General features: G+C 70.6%; 19 protein-coding genes. 13 read left to right on the forward strand and 6 right to left on the reverse strand.

Annotated features, from left to right (window positions below; genetic code table 11):
• Positions 1 to 21: 21 nt before the first annotated feature.
• Complete coding sequence (locus tag ABE505_RS11980) at positions 22 to 1,230, forward strand: MFS transporter (protein WP_346444666.1); 1,209 nt, start codon at positions 22 to 24, stop codon at positions 1,228 to 1,230.
• Positions 1,231 to 1,278: 48 nt separating this feature from the next.
• Here the strand turns inward: ABE505_RS11980 and ABE505_RS11985 are convergent, their stop codons facing one another.
• Positions 1,279 to 2,055, reverse strand: coding sequence for a DNA alkylation repair protein (locus tag ABE505_RS11985; RefSeq protein WP_346444664.1), 777 nt, complete (start codon positions 2,053 to 2,055; stop codon positions 1,279 to 1,281).
• Entirely contained in the window at positions 2,052 to 2,555 is a 504-nt protein-coding gene (locus ABE505_RS11990) for a MarR family transcriptional regulator (RefSeq protein WP_346444662.1), read from the reverse strand. Before ABE505_RS11990 ends, ABE505_RS11985 begins: the two co-directional genes overlap by 4 nt.
• 301 nt (positions 2,556 to 2,856) lie before the next feature.
• On the opposite strand from ABE505_RS11990, the gene ABE505_RS11995 reads away from it, so the two are divergent.
• From ABE505_RS11995 to ABE505_RS12035, 9 genes are all read left to right on the forward strand, one after another.
• Complete coding sequence (locus tag ABE505_RS11995) at positions 2,857 to 5,079, forward strand: TonB-dependent siderophore receptor (protein ID WP_346444660.1); 2,223 nt, start codon at positions 2,857 to 2,859, stop codon at positions 5,077 to 5,079.
• Between the two features lie 375 nt (positions 5,080 to 5,454).
• Positions 5,455 to 6,726: an MFS transporter gene (locus ABE505_RS12000; RefSeq protein ID WP_346444658.1), complete on the forward strand. Its 1,272-nt coding sequence runs from the start codon at positions 5,455 to 5,457 to the stop codon at positions 6,724 to 6,726.
• A 59-nt stretch (positions 6,727 to 6,785) separates the two neighbouring features.
• Positions 6,786 to 7,250 carry a DMT family transporter gene (locus ABE505_RS12005; protein WP_346444656.1) on the forward strand — a complete coding sequence of 155 codons (465 nt, stop codon included), beginning with the start codon at positions 6,786 to 6,788 and terminating at the stop codon, positions 7,248 to 7,250.
• On the forward strand, positions 7,247 to 7,870 hold the full coding sequence (locus ABE505_RS12010; protein ID WP_346444654.1) for a hypothetical protein: 624 nt from the start codon (positions 7,247 to 7,249) through the stop codon (positions 7,868 to 7,870). Before ABE505_RS12005 ends, ABE505_RS12010 begins: the two co-directional genes overlap by 4 nt.
• 53 nt (positions 7,871 to 7,923) lie before the next feature.
• Positions 7,924 to 8,289 carry a DUF6164 family protein gene (locus ABE505_RS12015; protein WP_346444653.1) on the forward strand — a complete coding sequence of 122 codons (366 nt, stop codon included), beginning with the start codon at positions 7,924 to 7,926 and terminating at the stop codon, positions 8,287 to 8,289.
• A 124-nt stretch (positions 8,290 to 8,413) separates the two neighbouring features.
• Complete coding sequence (locus tag ABE505_RS12020) at positions 8,414 to 8,629, forward strand: hypothetical protein (protein WP_346444651.1); 216 nt, start codon at positions 8,414 to 8,416, stop codon at positions 8,627 to 8,629.
• A 108-nt stretch (positions 8,630 to 8,737) separates the two neighbouring features.
• The gene (locus tag ABE505_RS12025) at positions 8,738 to 10,297 is read left to right on the forward strand and encodes a leucyl aminopeptidase (RefSeq protein WP_346444650.1); all 1,560 of its coding nucleotides are present in this window, start codon (positions 8,738 to 8,740) and stop codon (positions 10,295 to 10,297) included.
• A gap of 362 nt (positions 10,298 to 10,659) precedes the next feature.
• The gene (locus tag ABE505_RS12030; protein ID WP_346444649.1) at positions 10,660 to 11,412 is read left to right on the forward strand and encodes a sulfurtransferase; all 753 of its coding nucleotides are present in this window, start codon (positions 10,660 to 10,662) and stop codon (positions 11,410 to 11,412) included.
• Positions 11,409 to 11,633 carry a hypothetical protein gene (locus tag ABE505_RS12035; protein WP_346444647.1) on the forward strand — a complete coding sequence of 75 codons (225 nt, stop codon included), beginning with the start codon at positions 11,409 to 11,411 and terminating at the stop codon, positions 11,631 to 11,633. Before ABE505_RS12030 ends, ABE505_RS12035 begins: the two co-directional genes overlap by 4 nt.
• Positions 11,634 to 12,258: 625 nt before the next feature.
• Here ABE505_RS12035 and ABE505_RS12040 read toward each other — a convergent pair.
• From ABE505_RS12040 to ABE505_RS12050, 3 genes are all read right to left on the reverse strand, one after another.
• Positions 12,259 to 13,014: a glutamine amidotransferase gene (locus tag ABE505_RS12040; RefSeq protein WP_346444646.1), complete on the reverse strand. Its 756-nt coding sequence runs from the start codon at positions 13,012 to 13,014 to the stop codon at positions 12,259 to 12,261.
• A gap of 110 nt (positions 13,015 to 13,124) precedes the next feature.
• Entirely contained in the window at positions 13,125 to 14,957 is a 1,833-nt protein-coding gene (locus tag ABE505_RS12045) for a DEAD/DEAH box helicase (RefSeq protein WP_346444645.1), read from the reverse strand.
• Between the two features lie 186 nt (positions 14,958 to 15,143).
• Positions 15,144 to 15,776, reverse strand: a complete 633-nt coding sequence (locus ABE505_RS12050; RefSeq protein ID WP_346444643.1) for a Type 1 glutamine amidotransferase-like domain-containing protein — start codon at positions 15,774 to 15,776, stop codon at positions 15,144 to 15,146.
• A gap of 127 nt (positions 15,777 to 15,903) precedes the next feature.
• Here ABE505_RS12050 and ABE505_RS12055 point away from each other — a divergent pair, with 127 nt between their 5' ends.
• Genes ABE505_RS12055 through ABE505_RS12065 form a run of 3 tightly spaced genes read left to right on the forward strand, consistent with a single transcriptional unit; the run spans position 15,904 to position 18,889 of the window.
• The gene (locus ABE505_RS12055) at positions 15,904 to 16,584 is read left to right on the forward strand and encodes a glutathione S-transferase (protein WP_346444641.1); all 681 of its coding nucleotides are present in this window, start codon (positions 15,904 to 15,906) and stop codon (positions 16,582 to 16,584) included.
• Entirely contained in the window at positions 16,581 to 18,173 is a 1,593-nt protein-coding gene (locus tag ABE505_RS12060) for a protein adenylyltransferase SelO (RefSeq protein WP_346444639.1), read from the forward strand. Before ABE505_RS12055 ends, ABE505_RS12060 begins: the two co-directional genes overlap by 4 nt.
• Complete coding sequence (locus ABE505_RS12065; RefSeq protein ID WP_346444637.1) at positions 18,161 to 18,889, forward strand: hypothetical protein; 729 nt, start codon at positions 18,161 to 18,163, stop codon at positions 18,887 to 18,889. Before ABE505_RS12060 ends, ABE505_RS12065 begins: the two co-directional genes overlap by 13 nt.
• Positions 18,890 to 18,993: 104 nt before the next feature.
• Here ABE505_RS12065 and ABE505_RS12070 read toward each other — a convergent pair whose 3' ends face one another.
• Entirely contained in the window at positions 18,994 to 19,983 is a 990-nt protein-coding gene (locus ABE505_RS12070) for a LysM peptidoglycan-binding domain-containing protein (protein WP_346444635.1), read from the reverse strand.
• Between the last annotated feature and the right edge of the window lie 54 nt (positions 19,984 to 20,037).

A 20,037-nucleotide genomic window follows, 5' to 3' on the forward strand; every position in this document is an offset into this window, starting at 1 on the left:
AGCGCATCCAGGAGGCCGGTGTTGCGCAATCCCTATGTGGAACTGTTCGCCTTGCCCGGCACCCGCGGGCTGGTGCTCACCGGTGTGCTGGCCCGGATCCCGTTGCCGATGGCCGGCATCGGCATCATCACGATGCTGGCGCAACTGCGCGGCAGCTATGCGCTCGCAGGCGCGGTGTCGGCGGCGTTCGTGCTGACCTATGCGCTGCTGTCGCCGCAGATCTCGAGGTGGGTGGACCAATACGGACAGCGCCGCGTGTTGCCGGTCGCGAGCGCGATCAGCGTCGCCGGCTTGGGCCTGTTGATCGCAGGGTCGCACTGGCCGGCCGCCGACTGGACGCTGTTCGCCGGCGCGCTGCTGGCCGGCTGTATGCCGAGCATGTCGGCGATGGTGCGGGCGCGCTGGACGGCGATCTATCGCGGACAGCCGCGGCTGCAGACCGCGTACTCGCTGGAAACAGTGCTCGATGAGGTCGCCTTCATCGCAGGGCCACCGCTGTCGGTGGGGGTGTCGGTGGTCATCTGGCCCCAGGCCGGCCTACTGGTGGCGGCCCTGCTGCTGGCCCTGGGCACCGCGGCGCTGGTCGTGCAGCGCGGCACCGAGCCGCCGGCCGCGGGACAGGGCGGCGGCGCTGATCGCTCGGGCTCGGTGATCCGCTTGGCCGAGGTGCGCTTGCTGGCGCTGCTGCTGCTGGCGATGGGCGTCATCGTCGGCACGGTGGACATCGTGAGCGTCGCGTTCGCCGGGCAGATGGGCCAGCCCGCGGCCGCCAGCCTGGTGCTGTCGGCCTACGCCTTCGGTTCGTGTCTGGCCGGATTGCTGTTCGGCGCCGTGCGCCTGGCGATGCCGCTGCATCGGCAGTTGCTGACGGGCGGGCTGGCGACGGCCGCGACGACGATGCCGTTGTGGCTGGTCGACAGCATCGGCGCACTCGCCGGGATGGTCTTCATCGCCGGGCTTTTCTTCGCGCCCACGATGATCGTGGCCATGTCGCTGATCGAGCGCGTGGTGCCCGCGCATCGATTGACCGAAGGCATGACCTGGCTGCTGGCCGGCTTGAATGTCGGCGTGGCGCTGGGGGCGGCGGCCTCCGGACAGGTCGTCGATCACAGTGGCACGCGTGCCGGTTTCGCCGTCGGATTGGTGGCCGGCGCCGCAGTGCTGCTGTTCGCACTGTGGGGCAGCGTCCGCCTGCGCGGACGCGATGTGCAGGCCGGCGAGCTGGCATGACACGCGGGAGTGTCCGGCGCGTCGGCGTGCGGAGCTGGGCGCGTGCTGTCAGTCCAGACTGCGCAGGGCGCGGGTGCAGATACGGCGCGTGGCTTCGGTCGGCTGCCCCTGACGCCAGCGCGTGCAGAGCCCGCGGACCCAGTCGGGGCGATCCTTCGCTGCATCGTTGAGCCAGTTCGCCACCGAGTCCTGGACGTAGGTGGCGGGGTCGGCGCGGAGCGGTTCGAGCAGAGGCAGCGCGATCTGCGGCTGCTGCTTGAGGGCCGGGATATGCGCGCACCAGACACCGCGCGGGCGCAAGGCTTCGCTGGCGAAACGGCGCAGGCGTTCGGAGGGCGAGGCGGTCCACGGGGTCAGCTGCGCAATGGCCGCGTTCAGGTCCTGCGCCAGCTGCGGGCGAACCGCCATCCAGGCCCACTCGCGGACGCCGAAGTGCAGGTCGTCGGCCAACGGTCGGATCGCCTCCAGCCGGCGGGGCAGGTCGATGTCCGGCTGCTGGCCGATCATGAAACAAGCCCAGCCGCGCACGGTGTCCGAGGCATGCGCTTGGCAGTCCGCGATGCCGGCCGGCCCCAGGGCCTGCAGCAGCACCTGGGCGATCGCGCGCATGCGCTTGAGGATGCCGAGCCGGCAGGCGGCGTCCGCGTTGGTCAGGGCGTGCGGCGGCAAGCGCGGAAAGACCGTCCGCAACAGCCGGGCCTGATCGACCGCGAGACCTTCGGCCAGCGTCGCACTGGGCAGCGCGCCGAGCGACAGCGCCTCGAGCACCTCGACAGGGATGTCGGATGCGCGGATGGCGCCCGTGCGCCGGGCCGATGCGCTCATTGTGCTGCCGCCTGCAGGGCAGGGGGCAACCGCATCGCGACCTTGTCCAGCAGTGTCGCCAGTTGGGTGCGCTCGGCTGGGTTCAATCCGCCGAACAGACTGGCGATCCACCGCGTATGCGCATCGAACACACGGCGCGCCCGCTGCTTGCCCTGACGGGTGAGATGGATGCGCAGCGCGCGGCGATCATGGGGATCGGCCCTGCGCTCGATGAGGCCCTCGCGCGCCAGGCCGTCGAGCAGCCCGGTCACCGTGGCGCGGGTGACCCCCGCACGTTCGGCAAGCGCGTGCGGGGCCAGTCCTTCGCCGGCTTCGAGCAGGAAGAGCATCACAAAGCGCCCTTCCGACAATCCGTAGGGCGCCAGCAGCGCGGCGCAATCGCGATCGATGGCCGCGGCCAGCGACAGCGTCCGGAAGCACAGGGCCATGCCGTCGACGTCCGGGAGTTGCCGTTGTTCGGCTTGCTGCAACAACGCGCGGTACTTCTGTTCCAACTCCATGTGTTGCCGCCATATGATGTGGCGCCTAATCGTATCCTCGATGTGTCGATCTGTCCAATCGCGCCAGGGTCGCGCGGGGGCTGTGACGTAGGGCGCGTCGCGCGTCCAGGCACGACGCACGCGTTGACATTGCGTTAATGAACGATAATCATTCTCGAATTCGGCGTGCCCTCTGGGCGCCGATCACCGCAGTCGCCACCCGTGCGCAACCGCTCGCACCGGCCAGCCCTCCCTGCCACCCGTCGCGCCGCTTCCGGCGCGCGATGCATGCCGTCTTTTGCCCGTCGTCCAAGGAACCCCCATGTCCCGTTGTACCGCTCGACTTGTCCGCTCCACTGCCTCGTCTCCTGTGTTCGGCTGTGCCGTCCCCGCGACGGCGGCGCCGCTCGCCCGTCGTCCATTGGCGCTGGCGCTCGGTCTGCTCGTGGCAGCCGCGCCGATCCTGGTGCAAGCCGAGGACAACGACAGCGGCCGCTACGCGGATGCGACCTCGCTCGACCAGGTCAATGTGCACGGCACGCGCTACGCGGCCGGCATCAAGCAGGCGGTGGATCTGAAGGACATTCCACAGACGATCTCGGTGATCTCGCGTGAGCAGATCGAACTGCGCAACCTCTACACGCTCGAGGACGCGTTGATGCAGACGCCCGGCATCACGGTGACCGGCGTCAGCTCCGAAGGACAGACCTACATCTCGCGCGGCTTCAACATCAGCACCTACCTCATCGACGGCGTGCCGTCGACCGGCTACCCCGGACCGCGGCCCGACCTGACCGTGTACGAGAGCGTCGAAGTCCTGCGCGGGGCGTCGAGCCTGTTTTCCGGTGCCGCGCAGCCTGGCGGCGCGATCAACCTGGTGCGCAAGCGCCCGCAACGCACGTTCCACGCCAGCGGCGCGCTGCTGGCAGGCAGCTGGGACAATACCCGCGCCGAGATCGACGTCGGCGGACCGCTGGTCGAAGGCGGACAACTGCGCGGCCGTTTTGCCGCCTCCGCGCACGAATCGGACATGTTCTACGACGTCGGCCGCCGCGAACGCTATGTCGCCTACGGCGTGACCTCGCTGGATCTGGGCGACGCCGCGACGCTGACCGTCGGCGCGCACTATCAGGACTATCTGGCGCCAATCCAGACCGGTCTGCCGGGCTATGTGGGCGGCGGCCTGCTGCCCGTGCGGCGTTCGACCTATCTGGGGGCCGACTGGAACGCGCTCGACAGCCAGAGCATCGTCGGCTTCGCCGAACTCGACTTGCGTCTGGGCGAGGACTGGCATGCCAAGGCCACGTTCCAGCGCGCCCGCGACGACTCGGAGAACTACTACGCCTACATCGGCAACGGCGCGGTCCGCCCGGACAACGGCTGGGTCAACCAGATCGCCTACTACGGCGACACGACCGAACGCTGGACCAGCGTGGACGTCAATGTCGGCGGCGCGTTCGACCTGTTCGGCCGCGAGCATGACGTGCTGATCGGCGCGGATCTGCAAAAGAGCGACTACAGCTACGTCGAATGGCGCGACAGCGCGTTCGCACGCATCGACGTGTTCAATCCGGACACCGCGATCCCGCGCCCCGGCTATCAGCCCAACAGCGGCGGCCTGAGCAAGACCCGCCAGTGGGGCGTGTACGGTCATGCCAATCTGAGCCTGAGCGAGCGCCTGAACCTGTTGGCCGGCGCGCGCCTGAGCCAGTGGCAGATCCAGGCGCGCAACGGCTTCACTCGCGACCGTCCCAGCCTGACCAATCCGCAGCCGGTGCGTCTGGGCCCCTGGGCGGAGAATCGCATGCCGTCGGAAGTCACGCCCTTCGCGGGCCTGACCTACGATCTGAGCGGGGAATGGACGGTCTACGGCAGCTACGTCGAAAGCCTGCAGCCGCAAGAGCGCCGTACCGCCGATGGCCGGCTGATCGATCCCTCGCGCGGCGAGCAGTGGGAAGGTGGCGTCAAGGGGGCGCTGATGGACGGCCGCCTGCTGCTCAGCGCCGCCGCCTATCGCATCGATCAGGTCGGTCGCGCGCAACCTGACCCGGACAACGAGGGCTTCTACGTCGCCGAGGGCGAGGTCGAGTCCAAGGGTGTCGAGCTGGAAGCCAACGGCCGGATCACCGAGAACTGGTCGATCTTCGGCGGCTACGCCTACAACACCAACGCCTATGCCAAGGACAGTACCAACGAGAACCGGCCGTTCACGCGGATCTCGCCCAAGCATGGCCTGAAGCTGTTCACCCATTACGACGTGACCGCCGGTGCACTCGCAGGCCTGCAACTGGGCGCAGGCGTGAATTGGTACTCGCCGGTGGAAGGCGGCAACGCCTACGCGGCGGTGCCGACCGTGGTGCGGCAGGGCGGCTACGCCGTCGTCGATGCACTGGTCGGCTACCGGGTGCGCGACAACCTCACTGTGCGCCTGAATGTCGGCAACCTGTTCGACAAGGTCTACTACACTCGGATCTCCGCCACCGGCCGCGGCAATTTCTACGGCGAACCGCGCAATGTGACCCTGTCGCTGCGCACGACGTTCTGATCCCGCGCGGCGTGTCGGGCGGGCCCGTGCCCTCACCCGACACGCTGCGCGTGTCGACCTCCCCCGCGTGCGGGGGAGGTGAGGACCCGCACTGCGCAGAGTGCCGCCAGTGGGTGGACCTCCCCCGCGTGCGGGGGAGGTGATCCCGCGCGATGACGGCTTTGAGCTCCTTCCCCCAGCTTACGGAGCATTGCGCCCTCTACGGGTGGAAGGTTGGGATGGGGGCCGCTTTCCGCGACGAGCCTGTGCCCCAACCGACACGCGGCGCGTGTCCAATGCCGCCGCAGGCAGGGAGAGGTGACGCGCACAGCCCGCATCTTTGCAGCCATGGCCAGTCCTGCACAGAATGCCGGCTCCCCCCGCGCCGCCTTCACCATGTCCCCGACGCCGCCCAACTCGAAAGGCCGTGTGCTGTTTGCAAGCCTGATCGGCACGACCATCGAGTTCTTCGACTTCTACATCTATGCCACCGCGGCCGTGCTGGTGTTCCCGGCGCTGTTCTTCCCCGACGCCGATCCCGCCGCGGCGACGCTGCAGTCGCTCGCCACCTTCGCGCTGGCGTTCATCGCCCGCCCGATCGGCTCGGCGGTCTTCGGCCACTACGGCGACCGCATCGGCCGCAAGGCCACGCTCGTGGCCGCGCTATTGACGATGGGCATCTCCACCGTCGTCATAGGCCTGCTCCCCACCCACGCCCAGATCGGTATCGCCGCGCCGATCGCGCTCGCGCTGTGCCGTTTCGGTCAGGGGTTGGGCCTGGGCGGCGAGTGGGGCGGGGCGGTGCTGCTGGCGACCGAGAATGCACCGCCCGGCAAGCGCGCCTGGTACGGCATGTTCCCGCAGCTCGGCGCGCCGCTGGGCTTCTTCCTGTCGACGTCCACCTTCCTGCTGCTCGGCCGGGTGATGGACGAGTCGGCGTTCCTGGCCTGGGGCTGGCGCATTCCGTTCCTGGCCAGCGCCCTGCTGGTGCTCGTCGGCCTGTGGGTGCGCCTGCGCATCACCGAGACGCCCGACTTCCAGCGTGTGCTCGACGGTCATGCGCGAGTGCGCCTGCCGATGCGCGAGGTGCTGCTGCGCCATGGGCGCGGCGTGCTGCTGGGCACGCTGCTCGCGCTGGCCACGTTCGTGCTGTTCTACCTGATGACGGTCTTCGCGCTGAGCTGGGGGACTGCGCGGCTCGGCTACACCCGCGAGCAGTTCCTGCTGCTGCAACTGGTCGGCGTCCTGTGTTTCGCTGCGACGATTCCAGTGTCGGCGCTGTATGCCGACCGCGTCGGCCGTCGCCGCACGATGATCCTGGCCAGCATCGCCATCGCGCTGTTCGGCCTGGGCTTTGCGCCGTTGTTCGTCGCCGGCAGCTCCGGTGCCACGCTCGCGTTCCTGATGATTGGCTTGGGGCTGATGGGCCTGACCTATGGCCCGGTCGGCACGCTGCTGGCCGAACTGTTCCCCGCCACGGTGCGCTATACCGGCGCCTCGCTGGCGTTCAACCTGGCCGGCATCTTCGGCGCCTCGCTTGCGCCGTATCTGGCGACCTGGCTGGGCGGTCGCTTCGGCCTGCACGCAGTCGGTGCCTACCTCGCGGTGGCGGCGCTGTTGAGCCTGGGCGCGCTGCTGGCCTTGCCGCGCGACCGCCCGGCGGCATGAGCGCGCGCAGGCTCGGGCCGCGGCACGTAGACTGATCCGCCGCCCTGCCGGAGCTCCGCATGAACATCTGGCTGCTGTCCAGCATCGCGCTCGCTGCGGTCGTGGGCATGGCGTTGCCGCTGCAGGCCTTGCTCAATGCGCGCCTGGGCGCGCTGACCCACGGGGCGCTGTTCGCGTCCTTCGTCTCGTTCGCCGTAGGCACCTGCGCGCTCGGGCTGGCCCTGGCGGCCAGCCGCACGCCCTGGCCGACGCTGCGCGAGCTGGCCGCGCTGCCGCCGTGGCTGTGGTTGGGCGGGCTGATCGGTGCGGTGTTCGTGTTCAGTGGCACCTTGCTGGTGCCACGGCTCGGCGCGGCCGGCATGATCTGCCTGATCGTGGCCGGGCAACTGGTCGGCTCGCTGCTGGTCGATCACTTCGGCGTGCTCTCGCAGCCGCGCCCGATCGATGCGATGCGGGTCGTTGGCGCGGTGCTGGTGGGCGTCGGTGCGCTGCTGGTGGTGCGGCCGTGGCGGGTGGCGACATGACCAGGCCGGGACCGATCGCGTTGCCGGCACCGATGCGCGCTGCGCTGGAGGCGGCCTACGCCACGCCACCGCGCGCCTATCACAACCTCGAGCATGTGGCCGAGCTGCTGCGCCACTACGATGCCGTCGCCGCGGCCGAGGGCTGGGCGCAGCCGGTCGAGGTGTGGCTGGCGGTGCTCTACCACGACGCGATCTACGAGGCCGGCCGCAGTGACAACGAGGCACGCTCGGCGCAATTGGCGGCCGACGCGATCGCGCGCTGGCTGCCCGAGGCGGGCGTCGATGTCGCGCGCGTGGTCGAGCTGATCGAGCTCACCGCGCGCCACGGCAGCCTCGCGCCGGACGACTTCTCGCATGACGCGCAGGGCGACGACACCCGGCGCTTCCTCGACTGCGACATGGCCATTCTCGGCGCCGATCCCGCCGCGTTCGATGCCTACGATCGTGGCATCGCGTCCGAGTACCGCCATGTGCCGCGCTGGCTGTATGCGCTCAACCGTCGACGCTTTCTCAAGGCGTTGTTGGCGCGCGACCGGCTGTATCTCGACGACGGCTTCCATGCGCGCCTGGATACCCAGGCGCGCCACAACCTGCGTCGCGCGGTGACGACCAAACGCTGAGGCCGGGCTATCATCGGCGCACGCTGCCGCCGTCCCCGTTTTCTCCGATCGCCATGGCCAAACTGCTGCTCAACCTGCGCTACGTGCCCGAGGACGAGGCCGCCGACGTGCGCGCCTTCCTCGACGAGGCCCGCATCGACTGGTACCAGACCCGGCCCAGCCCGTTCGGGATCTCGCAGGGCGGTATCTGGCTGCGTGACAACGACGACCTGCCGCGCGCCAAGGCGCTGATGGCCGACTACCAGGCCAAGCGCCAGGCACGCGCGCGTGCCGACCAGGCGCAGGCCGAGCGCGACGGGACCGCCGAGACCTTCGCCGACATCATGCGGGCCAACCCGCTGCGCGTGGCACTGATCGTCGCCGCGATCGTGGCGCTGATCGGGCTGATGGCGGTGCCCGGGTACATGCTCTCGCGCTGAGCCCACGTCACGCCGGGGCGACGTCGGGCACTGCAAGCTCGCGACCGTCCCGTCGTCGTCCTGGCCGGCATCGCTGCCGGCGGACGGGGACGGGCGACCCTTCGCACTCGATGAGCGCATCGCCATGTCCGGTACGCCGACCCGCGCGCAGCCCAAGCCCAAGACCAAACCCTGGACGCGGCCGAATCCGAAGCCGCGGTCCGCACGCACCCGGTTGAGCACGGCGCAGAAGAACGCAGCGCAGCAGCGTGCCGACGAGAACGGCCGGCGTTATCCCAACCTCGTCGACAACATGTGGGCCAGTCGCCATCTCGCGAAGGACGGCTCGCCGAAAGCGTGAGCGCGGTCGGGCAGGCATGACCATCGGCACGGCGTCAGACGCGCCGGCATTGTTAAGGTCGATGGTTGCCCGCAAGCGCGGGCCCGCCCTTCGCCCATCGGAGATTCCATGCGCCGACCCCGACCGCTGCAGCCGCTGCTGCTCGCGAGCCTGATCGCCACCTTTGCCCTGCCTGCCGCTGCGCAGCGCGACATCCGCTTCGACAGCGCACAGACGCCGGCCGGCGGCACACTGGTGCTGGCGGTTCCGGAAGTCGCCGACGGCGGCGCACGCAGCGGCGCGTTCGCACAGATCGACGCCGCCAGTCAGGGTGCGCTGTCCCGGGCCATCGCCGCGGCCGGCTTCAGCGGCAAGGCCGACAGCCAGCTCGACCTGCCGGGCATCGCCGGCTACGACCGCGTGTTGCTGATCGGCACCGGCGCCGGCACGCCCGATGCGCGCCGGATCGAGGACGTCGGGGGCCAGGTCGGTCGGTTCGCCGCACGCAGCCGTGCGCCGCAGATCGACGTACTGTGGGAAGGCGCCGAATCGGGCGCCGCCGCGCACCTCGCGTTCGGCGCCGCGCTGGGCCAGTACCGCTTCGACACCTACCGCAGCGGGGGCGACGCCCAGGCGGCCGGGACCGGCACGCTGGTCGTGCGCAGCCCCGCGGGCGCCGATGCCGCGCGCACCTGGGACGGCGATTGGAAGGCAGTGGCCGAGGGGGTGGCGTTCGCACGCGACCTGGTCACCGAACCGGCCAACGTGCTGTATCCCGAGGTGTTCGTCGCGCGGACGCGCGCGGCGTTCGCCGGCACACCGAACGTCAGCATCGAGGTGCTCGACGTGCCGGCGATGGACAAGCTGGGCATGGGCAGCCTGCTGGCCGTGGGGCAGGGCAGTGCGCGGCCGCCGCGGCTGATGGTCGTGCGCTACAACGGCGGCGCGCGCGGCGACGCCCCGGTCGCGTTCGTCGGCAAGGGCATCACCTTCGACACCGGCGGCATCTCGATCAAGGGCAGCGAGAACATGTGGCGCATGAAGTACGACATGACCGGCGCGGCGAGCGCGACCGGCGCCGTGCTCGCGCTCGCCGGCCGCAACGCGAAGGTCAACGCCGTGGCCGTGGCCGCGCTGGCCGAGAACATGCCCTCGGGCACCGCCGCGCGCCCCGGCGACGTGGTGCGCACCGCGTCCGGCAAGACCTACGAAATCATGAGCACCGACGCGGAAGGGCGCATGGTGCTGGTCGATGCGCTGTGGTACGTCCAGCGCCAGGACAACCCGCGCGTGATTGTCGATATCGCCACGCTGACCGGCGCGATCGTCACCGCGCTGGGCAACGATTACGCCGGCCTGTTCACCCGCGACGATGCCCTGGCCGCGCAACTCACCGCCGCAGGCCAGGCGGCCGGCGAGCCGGTCTGGCGCATGCCGATGCATCCGGGCTACGGCAAGCTGCTCGAATCGCCGATCGCCGACCTGCGCAACGGCGGCGGCCGCCCGGGCTCGGGCACGGCGGCGCACTTCATCGGCGAGTGGATCGATCCGGGCCGCGCCTGGGCGCACCTGGACATCGCCGGCATGGCCTGGCGCGACGGCAACGAGCTGCCGACGACACCGGCCGGCGCATCGGCCTTTGGTGTGCGGCTGTTCGACCGCTTCGTGCGGGAGAACTACGAGCGCTGAGGTCGTCCCTCACGTTCGGCGTTCTGTGCTGACCGCTTGGACCAAGGCGCCGGGATGGCTCCCTGCCCGCAAAGCGGGAAAGCGCCGTCCCACAGCAGTTGCGCGCCATTGCGACCGCACTCGTTGTTCCGCATCGCGGGGGCGGCCTGTCCCGCAATCACTGCGCGCTCCCTCCCCCGCATCGCGGGGGAGGGCTGGGGTGGGGGCATCGGGCCGCTGGCGGAACCTCCCGGTCCCGAGATCGGCTCTCATGCCGCGCTCTGGGTTTTCGGCGGCCCGATCGTTTGCGCTCTGCCAACCGGTTCCCGCGGGCGAGGGCGTCGGCGCGGAGGCCGAGGGCGGGCCCCGCTACAATTGCGCCCATGATCGACAACCTCGCCGCCTACCACTTCGCCGCCATCGACGATCCGGCTGCCGTCGCCGACTGGCTGCGTGCGCTGGCCGAAGCCGGCGAACTGCGCGGCACGGTGCTCGTCGCCCCGGAGGGGATCAACCTGTTCCTGGCCGGCGCCGCTGCGGCCATCGACACGCTGGTCGAAGCAGTACGCGCTGACCCGCGATTTTCCACGCTGCAGGTCAAGCGCAGCGGCAGCGAGGGGGTGCCGTTCGCACGGCTGAAGGTCAAGGTCAAACCCGAGATCATCAGTTTCCGCAGGCCCGAGGCGATGCCGCTGGCGGCACCGGCCCGTGCGCCCGATGTCGCGCCCGAAGACCTGGCGCGCTGGATCGCGCAGGGTCACGACGATGCAGGTCGCCGGCTGGTGTTGCTCGACACGCGCAACCGCGAGGAAGTCGCCCACGGCAGCTTCGCCGGCGCGCTGACCCTGCCGATCGACAACTTCACCGAACTGCCGGAGGCGCTGGCCCCGCACCGCGATGGGCTGCGCGACGCGACCGTCGTGAGCTTTTGCACCGGCGGCATCCGTTGCGAGAAGGCGGCACTGTGGATGCGTGCCGACGGCATGGACAATGTGCTGCAACTCGACGGCGGCATTCTGGGGTACTTCGAACGCGTGGGCGGCTTCGGCTACGACGGCCGCTGCTTCGTCTTCGACGAGCGCGTCGCGCTCGATCCCGCGCTGCGCCCGCTGCACGATGGAGCGGAGGCCGCGTGAGCTGGCTCGGCTTCGTCCTGGTCATCGTCGGCATCTGGCTCGCCTTCAAGGTGGCCGGCGTGGTGCTGCGTCTGCTGGTGACCGTGTTGATCCTGGTCGCCGCCTACTGGTGGCTGGCGCCGTATCTGGGCTGGCCGCCGCTGGCCGAGGTCTGGCATGTGCTGGGCCCGGATGTCCGGCTGCCGGACGTCTCGCTGCCGAAGATCGGCGGGTTGTTTTAAGCGGCGGGCCCGTGCCCCCACCCGACGCGCGTTGCGCGTCGACCTCCCCCGCAGGCGGGGGAGGGGCAAGCTTGCGTCCCGTCACCCGCGGCGCTGCAGCTCTGCGCCCTCCCCGAACGCACGGGCTGCGGCTCTGCCCCTTCCGCGACGTGCGGGATAGCGCTGCCCCTTCCCCGGAGCGCACGGGCTGCGGTTCTGCCCCTTCCCCTCGACGCGCGGGATAGCTCTGCCCCTTCCCCGGAACGCACGGGTCGCGGCTCTGACCCTTCCCCCGCGGGGTAGCTCTGCCTCTTCCCGGAACGCACGGATCGCGGCTCTGACCCTTCCCCCCGGGGGAGCTCTGCCTCCTCCCCGGAACGTGCGGGCTGCGGCTCTGCCCCTTCCCCCGCGACGCGGGGGAAGGTTGGGATGGGGGCGCTTTTTTTGGAGGGCGACCCAGCAGCCACAACCGACGCGCTGTGCGCGCCGACTCACCCCGGCGGCGAAGTGCGGCGTCGCTCCGTCCGCCGTCACGCGGGGCATTGCGCCCCTTACAGGGGGAAGGTTGGGATGGGGGCGCTTTTGGGGGCGACCCGTGCCCACCCGCGCGCCGGGCAGGTCGGCCTCGCCACGCTGATGTGCCGGCTCAGCCGAACTCCCGCGACGGCAGCACGAAGCGGCGGTCGGGGCGGCCAACGAGGTCGAGGAAGGTGTTGAAGACCGCCTCGGCGCGCGCCTGCATCGGTGCGATGTGCTGCGCGGTCAGTGCGCGGATCGCATCGGCGTCGTGCGGCAGGCCGGCGCTGGCGAGCTCGTCGCGATAGGCCGGCGTGCCGAGCCAGCGTTCGATCAGCGGCGCGTCCATCTCCAGGTGGAACTGGAACCCGTAGGCGTTGTCGCCATAGCGGAAGGCCTGCTGCTCGCAACTGTCGGTGCGCGCCAGGTGCACGGCGCTGCCGGGAATCTCGAAATGCCGACCATGCCACTGGAACACCGGGGCACCGGCACCGAGCGGGGCGAGCACGGGGTCGCCGAGCCCGGCCTCGGTGCTGCGCAGCGGATACCAGCCGATCTCAGGCCGCGCGATGCGCCTCACCGGCGCACCGAGCACGTGCGCCAGCAACTGCGCGCCCAGGCAGATGCCCAGCACCGGGCGACCGAGTTCGAGCATGCGCTCGATCGCGCGCAACTCGGTCAGCAGATGCGCCCGTGCGTGCCGGTCCTCGACGTTCATCGGACCGCCCAGCACGATCAGACCGCGGTAGCGATCGACCGTCGGCTGCGCATCGGGCTCACGCTCGAAGTTGACGAAGCGGATCCGGTGTCCGCGTCGGCGGATCAGCGGATCGAGCGTTCCCAACGGCTCGGCGGCGACATGCTGGAAAACAAGAATGCGGGGCATCCCCCGATTCTAGGCACATCCAAAACCGGGGTCAGAGTCGAATTTCGCCTGACGTGCGCTCGACCCCGGTGTTCCGTAGCGAAATTCGACTCTGACCCCGGTTCTTAGTGTCAGTCGCGGCGGGGGCCTTTGCGCGGACCGCCGCCGGGGCGAAAGCCAGGCTTGCCGTGCGGCTTGCCGGCGAACGGACGCTTGCCGCTGCGCGGCGGGGCGGCGGCCATGTCGGCCTCCTCGGCGCGGCGCATGCGGATCGATTGACCGGCCACACGCACCTTCTTCAGGTGCTCGAGCAGCTCGCGCGGCATGCCTTCGGGCAGGTCGACCAGGCTGTAGTCGTCGCGGATGTCGATCCGGCCGATGTAGCGGCTTTCCAGGTCGGCCTCGTTGGCGATCGCACCGACGATGTTGCCCGGCTGCACGCCGTGCACGTAGCCGACTTCGATGCGGAAGGTCTCCATGCCCACGTCGGGCTCGCGCGGGCCCTGGTCGGGGCGCGGCGCACGAGGCTCGCGGGGCTCCCGCGGCTCGCGTGCGGCGCGCGAGGCTTCGCGACCACCGGGCCGCTCGACGAATTCGCGCTCGAACGGCTTCTCGGGCTTGCGCGGCGGATCGAGCAACAGCGGCGTGTCGCCCTGGACCAGGGTGGCCAGGGCCGCGGCGATCTCGGCGGCGGGCACGTTGTGCTCGCGCTCGTAGCGATCGACCAGGTCGCGGAACTGCGCCAGTTGCGGGCTCTCCAGCGCGCCGGTGATCTTCTCCAGGAAGCGGTCGACGCGGCGTTCGTTGACGATCTCGACCGTCGGCAGTTGCATCTGCTCGATCTTCTGCCGGGTCGCGCGCTCGATCGCGCCGAGCATGCCGCGCTCGCGCGGGGCCACGAACAGGATCGCCTCGCCGCTGCGCCCGGCGCGGCCGGTACGGCCGATCCGGTGCACGTAGCTTTCGGTGTCGTAGGGGATGTCGTAGTTGAGCACGTGGCTGATGCGCTCCACGTCCAGCCCGCGCGCGGCGACGTCGGTCGCCACCAGGACATCGATACGGCCATCCTTGAGCTGCTGGATGGTCTTCTCGCGCTGCTTCTGGTCGAGATCGCCGTTGATCGCGGCCGCGGCCAGGCCGCGCGCCGAGAGCTTCTCGGCCAGTTCCTCGGTCGCCAGCTTGGTGCGCGCGAAGATGATCATCGCGTCGAACGGTTCGGCTTCCAGGATCCGGGTCAGCGCATCGAGCTTGTTGGTGCCGCTGACCATCCAGTAGCGCTGGCGGATGTTGGCGGCGGTCGTGGTGGTCGCCTTGATCGCGATCTCGACCGGCTCGCGCAGATAGGTCTGCGCGATGCGCCGGATCTGGGTCGGCATCGTCGCCGAGAACAGCGCCACCTGGCGCGTGTCCGGCGTCTTCTTCAGCACCGCTTCGACGTCATCGATGAAGCCCATGCGCAGCATCTCGTCGGCCTCGTCGAGCACCAGCGCGCGCAGCTCCGACAGATCGAGCGAGCCGCGCTCGAGGTGGTCGATCACGCGGCCGGGCGTGCCGACGATCACCTGCACGCCGCGCTTGAGCGCCGACAGCTGCTGGCCGTAGCCCTGACCGCCGTAGATCGGCAGCACATGGAAGCCGGGCATGTGCGCGGCGTACTTCTGGAACGCCTCGGCGACCTGGATCGCCAGTTCGCGGGTGGGGGCGAGCACCAGCGCCTGCGGCTTGCGGGCGGCCGGGTCGATGCGCGCCAGGATCGGCAGCGCGAATGCGGCGGTCTTGCCGGTGCCGGTCTGCGCCTGGCCGAGCACGTCGCGGCCTTCGAGCAGCGGGGGGATGGTCGCGGCCTGGATCGGCGACGGCGACTCGTAGCCCACGCCGGCCAGCGCGCGCAGCAGCGTCTCGGGCAAGGCGAGGTCGGTGAACTTGGGGGTCGAAGCGGGGGCGATGGGCGTCTCGGCGCTCATGGTGCGGTCTCTCGTAGCGCCGGCGCGGTGCCGGTCGGGGGAACCGCATAGTGTAACCCGCGATGGCCCCGGGATCGCGGAATGCGTATCGAAGCCAATGGCAGCAGCCGGCCTGGAGCCCTGCCGACGCGCGGTGCGACCAGGCGCGGATGCCTGCGCGATCCGGATCGCCCGGTCCGCGGCTGCTCAGGGCGAGGCGATCAGGCGCGGCGCTGCATCGTCGATCCGCAGGGCTTGGTCGTCGTCGAGGAACGTGAGGGGATATGTGGCCCCGTAGGTGCGGCGGATCTCGGCGATCAGGGCGGGCGGATACGGCGGCAAGGCACCGTCGGCGTGCGGGATCACGACGGTATCGACCAGCCCAAGTCCCCGACGCTCGGCCAGCGCCGGCGCCTCGGCCGGGTCGTCCATCAGCGATGCGGGTTCGATACTGGGACCGGTCACGATCGCTCCGGCACTGGCCCCGATATAGGGCAGGCCGGCCTGGACCTGCGCCACCAACGCCGCGTCGACACTGCGGCGACGCAAGGCCGCCAGCAGGGCGAACGTATTGCCGCCGGCGACGTAGAGCGCATCGAGTCCCTCGAGCGTTGCGCCGAACGCGGCCGGATCCTCGAAGTCGCCCGCGGTCAGCGCGATCACCCGGTACCCCTGGGCCACGATCCGCGCGCGCTCGGCGGCCACGAACGGCAGCCCCGCGTAGGGACGCGCGGCGTCGTCGAGATAGCCCAGTCGCACAGTCGACGCGGGCCGACCGACGTGGTCGGCGATGAAGTCGGGAAGCGCCCCGGTCCCGAGCGAGAGCAGCAGAAGTCGCATGGCCCATTGTAGTGGCTGCGCTGCGTGCAGCGATTGCCGACCGTTGGGGCGCGCTTTGCTCCGATTCTCCGCGTCTTGTCATGCTCTGGCCCATCATGGCGCCCACAAGCCGAACGCAGAGAACCCGATGGCGACGATCCGCGTCCACCACCTGAACAACTCCCGCTCCCAGCGCGTGCTGTGGTTGCTCGAGGAGCTGGGGCAACCCTACGAGGTCGTGCGCTATCAGCGCGACGCCCGCACCATGCTTGCCCCCGAGGCGCTGCGCGCGGTGCATCCGCTGGGCAAGTCGCCAGTGGTCGAGCTCGACGGCCGCGTGCTGGTGGAGTCGGGGGCGATCGTCGAAACTCTGGTCGAGCGCTTCGACCCCACGCATACGCTCTCGCCCGCGCCGGACGACGAGGACGCGCGGCTGCGCTACCGGCAATGGCTGCACTACGCCGAAGGCTCGGCGATGCCGCCGCTGCTGCTGACCCTGGTGATGGCGCGCCTGCGCAGCGCGCCGATGCCGTTCTTCGTGCGGCCGATCGCGCGCGGCATCGCCGACCGGACGATGCAGGCGTTTGTCGGCCCGCAACTGGCCACGCATCTGGGCTATGTCGAGCGCGAACTGCAGGCGCAGCCGTGGTTGCTCGGCGAGCGCTTCAGCGCGGCCGACATCCAGATGAGCTTTCCGCTGGAGGCCGCAGTGGCGCGCGCGGGCGAGTACGTCGGTCCGCATATCCGCGACTTCGTCGAGCGGATCCATGCGCGGCCGGCCTACCGGCGCGCGCTCGAAGTCGGCGGTCCCTACGAGCTGGGGCGATGAGCACGACGGTCCTGCCGCAGGTCGCGCTGACGCATGGTCTGCGCTTGGACAACTGCTTCGTGCGCGAGCTGCCGGGCGATGCCGAGGCCGGCAGCCGGCGGCGCCAGGTCGAGGGTGCGCTGTGGTCGCCGGTCCTGCCGACGCCGGTCGCTGCGCCGCGCTTGCTCGCGCATTCGGCCGAGATGGCGCAGGCGCTGGGCTTCGATGCCCAGACCGTCGCCTCGCCGGCATTCGCGCAGGTCTTCGGCGGCAACGCGCTCGCACCGGGGATGATGCCCTTCGCCGGCAACTACGGCGGGCACCAGTTCGGTCACTGGGCCGGGCAGCTCGGCGATGGCCGCGCGATCACCCTGGGCGAGGGCGTTGCCGACGACGGGCAGCGTTGGGAGTTGCAGCTCAAGGGCGCCGGGCCCACGCCGTACTCGCGCACTGCCGACGGCCGGGCGGTGCTGCGCTCGTCGATCCGCGAGTTCGTCTGCAGTGAGGCGATGCATCACCTGGGCATCCCGACCACGCGCGCCCTGTCGCTGGTCGCCACCGGCGATGCGGTCGTGCGCGACATGTTCTACGACGGCCATCCGGCCGCCGAGCCGGGCGCGGTGGTGTGCCGGGTCGCGCCGTCGTTCGTGCGCTTCGGGCATTTCGAGTTGCCGGCCGCGCGCGGCGACCTTGCGCTGCTCAAGCGCCTGGCCGACTTTACGATCGCCCGCGACTTTCCGCATCTGGCCGGCCAGGGCGAGACGCGATACGGCGACTGGTTCGCCGAGGTCTGCACCCGCACCGCGACGATGATCGCCGGCTGGATGCGCGTGGGCTTCGTGCATGGCGTCATGAACACCGACAACATGTCGATCCTGGGCCTGACGATCGACTACGGGCCGTATGGCTGGATCGACGACTACGATCCGGACTGGACGCCCAATACCACCGATGCCCAGGGCCGGCGCTATCGCTTCGGTTGGCAGCCGCGGATCGCGCACTGGAACCTCGGGCGGCTGGCGCAGGCGCTGGCGCCGCTGTTCGGTGAGGTCGCGCCGCTGCAGGCCGGGCTCGACGCCTATGCCGCCGCCTACGGCGCCGCCAATCGCGACAACACCGCCGCCAAGCTCGGTCTGCCGGATGCGCGCGAGGGCGACGTCGCGCTGATGCAGCGCCTGTACGGCCTGCTGCAGGCAGGGGAGGTCGACATGACACTGTTCTTCCGAGGGCTGGCCGATCTCGACCTCGCCGCGCCGTCGCTCGATCCGGTTGGCGAGGCGTTCTACGATCCGGCGCGCCGCGCGGCGGTCGAGGACGGGCTGGCCGCGTGGTTGCGCGACTACGCCACGCGCCTGGCCGACACCGCCGAACCCGCCGAGAACCGACGGTCGCGCATGCACGCGGCCAACCCGCGCTACGTGCCGCGCAACTACCTGACCCAGCAGGCGATCGACCGCGCCGAGGGCGGCGATGCGGCAGGCATTGCCGAGCTGCTGGACGTGCTGCGCCGCCCCTACGACGATCAGCCGGGGCGTGACGCCTTCGCCGCGCGCCGGCCGGATTGGGCGCGCAGCAAGCCGGGCTGCTCGATGCTCTCGTGCAGTTCCTGACGGTCTGGTTGCGCCGGGCGATCGCGCGGGGACGTGGCGCCAGTCGTGACCGCGGTCGCGGCCTGCCGACACCGGGCATGGCAGGCTGGCGTTGTCTCTGGCTGCCTGGTGTTCCCATGAAACCGCTCGCTGCCTCGCTCTCGCTGCTGCTGCTCGCCGCGTGCACCGACGCCGATCGTGCACCGACGTCTCCCGGCGCTACGGCCGATCCTGGCGTTGCGCCGACATCGGACGCCCGCGCCACACCCGCTCCGCCGCCCGCCACGACCGGCGCCCCGGCGCCGGAGGCCGTCACATTCTGTCCGGACGGCGAAACCGTCGTATTCGGCTGCCGCCACGCAGCAGGGGTCGATGCGTTGTGCGGGTCGCCCGACGGCGCGCGCATGACGTACCGAAGCGGCGCAGCGCAGGGCACGGCGCCCCCCGTGGTCTATCCGTCCGACGACACCGCGCCGGCGCAGGCGTTTCGTGGCAGCACACTAATGTATTCGGGCGGTGGCGGCGCCTTCCTGCGCTTCGATCACCAGGGGCAGGTCCACACGCTGTTTACCGGCATCGGCCGCGGCTGGGAGAAGGCCGGCGTCGCGATCGCGCCGGTCGGCGGTGGCGACGCGGTCGAGCGCCGCTGCGATGGCGAGGCGGTGTCGCAGATCGGGCCTGCGTTGTTCGAGCGGCTCGGGATCCCGAACGACCCCGCAGGCTTCGACATTCCCTAGGGCGCAGCGTCGGTCGCCGCGCGGCACCATGACCCCGGGCCGGGGGCCGGTCGGTCATGCGGCACGGCATGATCGACCGGCGTGTACGCCTACCGCTGCGCCGCTCAGTCCAGGATCGCGCTGGCGCGCGCGTAGTAGGCCTCGCGGTCGGCCAGGCCATTGGTGCCGCCGTTGATCAGGCGCGTGACCTGGGTGAAGTCGCCGGCATCGGCGGCGGCGTTGATACCGCGGCTTTCCCAATACCAGGCGGCGATGCGTGCGGCGTTCTCCGGCTGCGCGGCGAGCTCGGGATTGTTGACCAGGTCCAGGCCCAGGGCGCGCCCGGCCTCGGTGTAGTTGTGGCGGCCGGTCACCTGGATGTAGCCGCGCCCCTTGTAACGCTCGCCGTCGCCCGGCTGGGTGTTGCCTAGGTCCGCGCGGCCTTCATATGCCGCGCCGCTGGCGATCTCTTCCATGTAATGGAAGCCGCCGCTCTCGTGCGCCAATTGGGCGATGAACATCGCCTGGCGCTGCGGGGTGTCGATGTTGGCCTCCGCCATCGCGGCATTGAGGTGCGGCGCCACCGCTTCGGCCTTCGCAGCGCTGAGGGTCGGCACGATCTGCTGCAGCTCGGCTGCGGTGACGCCGCCCGCGCCGCCGGTCGCGGGCGGTGCGGTCGGGTCCGGGCCCTCGACCGGGCCGGCACCGTCGCCGCCGGTCCCGCCACCGCTGGGGCCCGGCAGATGGATCCGGTCGCCGACCACGATCAGGTCGGGGTTGTGGATCTGCGGGTTGGCGTCGAGCAGCGCCTGCACGGTCGTGCCGTTGGCCGAGGCGATGCCCGACAGCGAGTCACCGGGTTGCACGGTGTAGCTGCCACCGCCGCCGCTGGCGGCCTGCGTGGTGCCGCCGGGGACGTTGATGGCATCGCCGGGATAGATGACATCGGGGTTCAGTACCTGGGGGTTGGCCGCCAGCAGCGTGTCGAGCGGCACCCCGAGCTGCGCGGCCAGGCCGGACAGGGTGTCGCCGTGCTGGACGGTCAGCGCGCGCCCGCTGGGCGCATCGGAAGCGGGAAGGGCGGTCTGCGGACCGACGGCGGAAATGGCATTCATCGACGTCTCCTTCGGGGGCGATCGCGCTGCGACGCGGACGTGCGATCAGGGGTG

Origin of the sequence: Luteimonas sp. TWI382 (assembly GCF_039674545.1) — a bacterium.
Classification (GTDB): domain Bacteria; phylum Pseudomonadota; class Gammaproteobacteria; order Xanthomonadales; family Xanthomonadaceae; genus Luteimonas.

Coding starts and splice junctions, on each gene's coding strand:
- ABE505_RS12055 (WP_346444641.1), top strand. CDS start 15,904: ATGGCGACGATCCGCGTCCACCACCTGAACAACTCCCGCTCCCAGCGC.
- ABE505_RS12060 (WP_346444639.1), top strand. CDS start 16,581: ATGAGCACGACGGTCCTGCCGCAGGTCGCGCTGACGCATGGTCTGCGC.
- ABE505_RS11990 (WP_346444662.1), bottom strand. CDS start 2,555: ATGGAGTTGGAACAGAAGTACCGCGCGTTGTTGCAGCAAGCCGAACAA.
- ABE505_RS12000 (WP_346444658.1), top strand. CDS start 5,455: ATGTCCCCGACGCCGCCCAACTCGAAAGGCCGTGTGCTGTTTGCAAGC.
- ABE505_RS12005 (WP_346444656.1), top strand. CDS start 6,786: ATGAACATCTGGCTGCTGTCCAGCATCGCGCTCGCTGCGGTCGTGGGC.
- ABE505_RS12020 (WP_346444651.1), top strand. CDS start 8,414: ATGTCCGGTACGCCGACCCGCGCGCAGCCCAAGCCCAAGACCAAACCC.
- ABE505_RS12030 (WP_346444649.1), top strand. CDS start 10,660: ATGATCGACAACCTCGCCGCCTACCACTTCGCCGCCATCGACGATCCG.
- ABE505_RS12010 (WP_346444654.1), top strand. CDS start 7,247: ATGACCAGGCCGGGACCGATCGCGTTGCCGGCACCGATGCGCGCTGCG.
- ABE505_RS12040 (WP_346444646.1), bottom strand. CDS start 13,014: ATGCCCCGCATTCTTGTTTTCCAGCATGTCGCCGCCGAGCCGTTGGGA.
- ABE505_RS12015 (WP_346444653.1), top strand. CDS start 7,924: ATGGCCAAACTGCTGCTCAACCTGCGCTACGTGCCCGAGGACGAGGCC.
- ABE505_RS11985 (WP_346444664.1), bottom strand. CDS start 2,055: ATGAGCGCATCGGCCCGGCGCACGGGCGCCATCCGCGCATCCGACATC.
- ABE505_RS12045 (WP_346444645.1), bottom strand. CDS start 14,957: ATGAGCGCCGAGACGCCCATCGCCCCCGCTTCGACCCCCAAGTTCACC.
- ABE505_RS11995 (WP_346444660.1), top strand. CDS start 2,857: ATGTCCCGTTGTACCGCTCGACTTGTCCGCTCCACTGCCTCGTCTCCT.
- ABE505_RS12070 (WP_346444635.1), bottom strand. CDS start 19,983: ATGAATGCCATTTCCGCCGTCGGTCCGCAGACCGCCCTTCCCGCTTCC.
- ABE505_RS12050 (WP_346444643.1), bottom strand. CDS start 15,776: ATGCGACTTCTGCTGCTCTCGCTCGGGACCGGGGCGCTTCCCGACTTC.
- ABE505_RS12025 (WP_346444650.1), top strand. CDS start 8,738: ATGCGCCGACCCCGACCGCTGCAGCCGCTGCTGCTCGCGAGCCTGATC.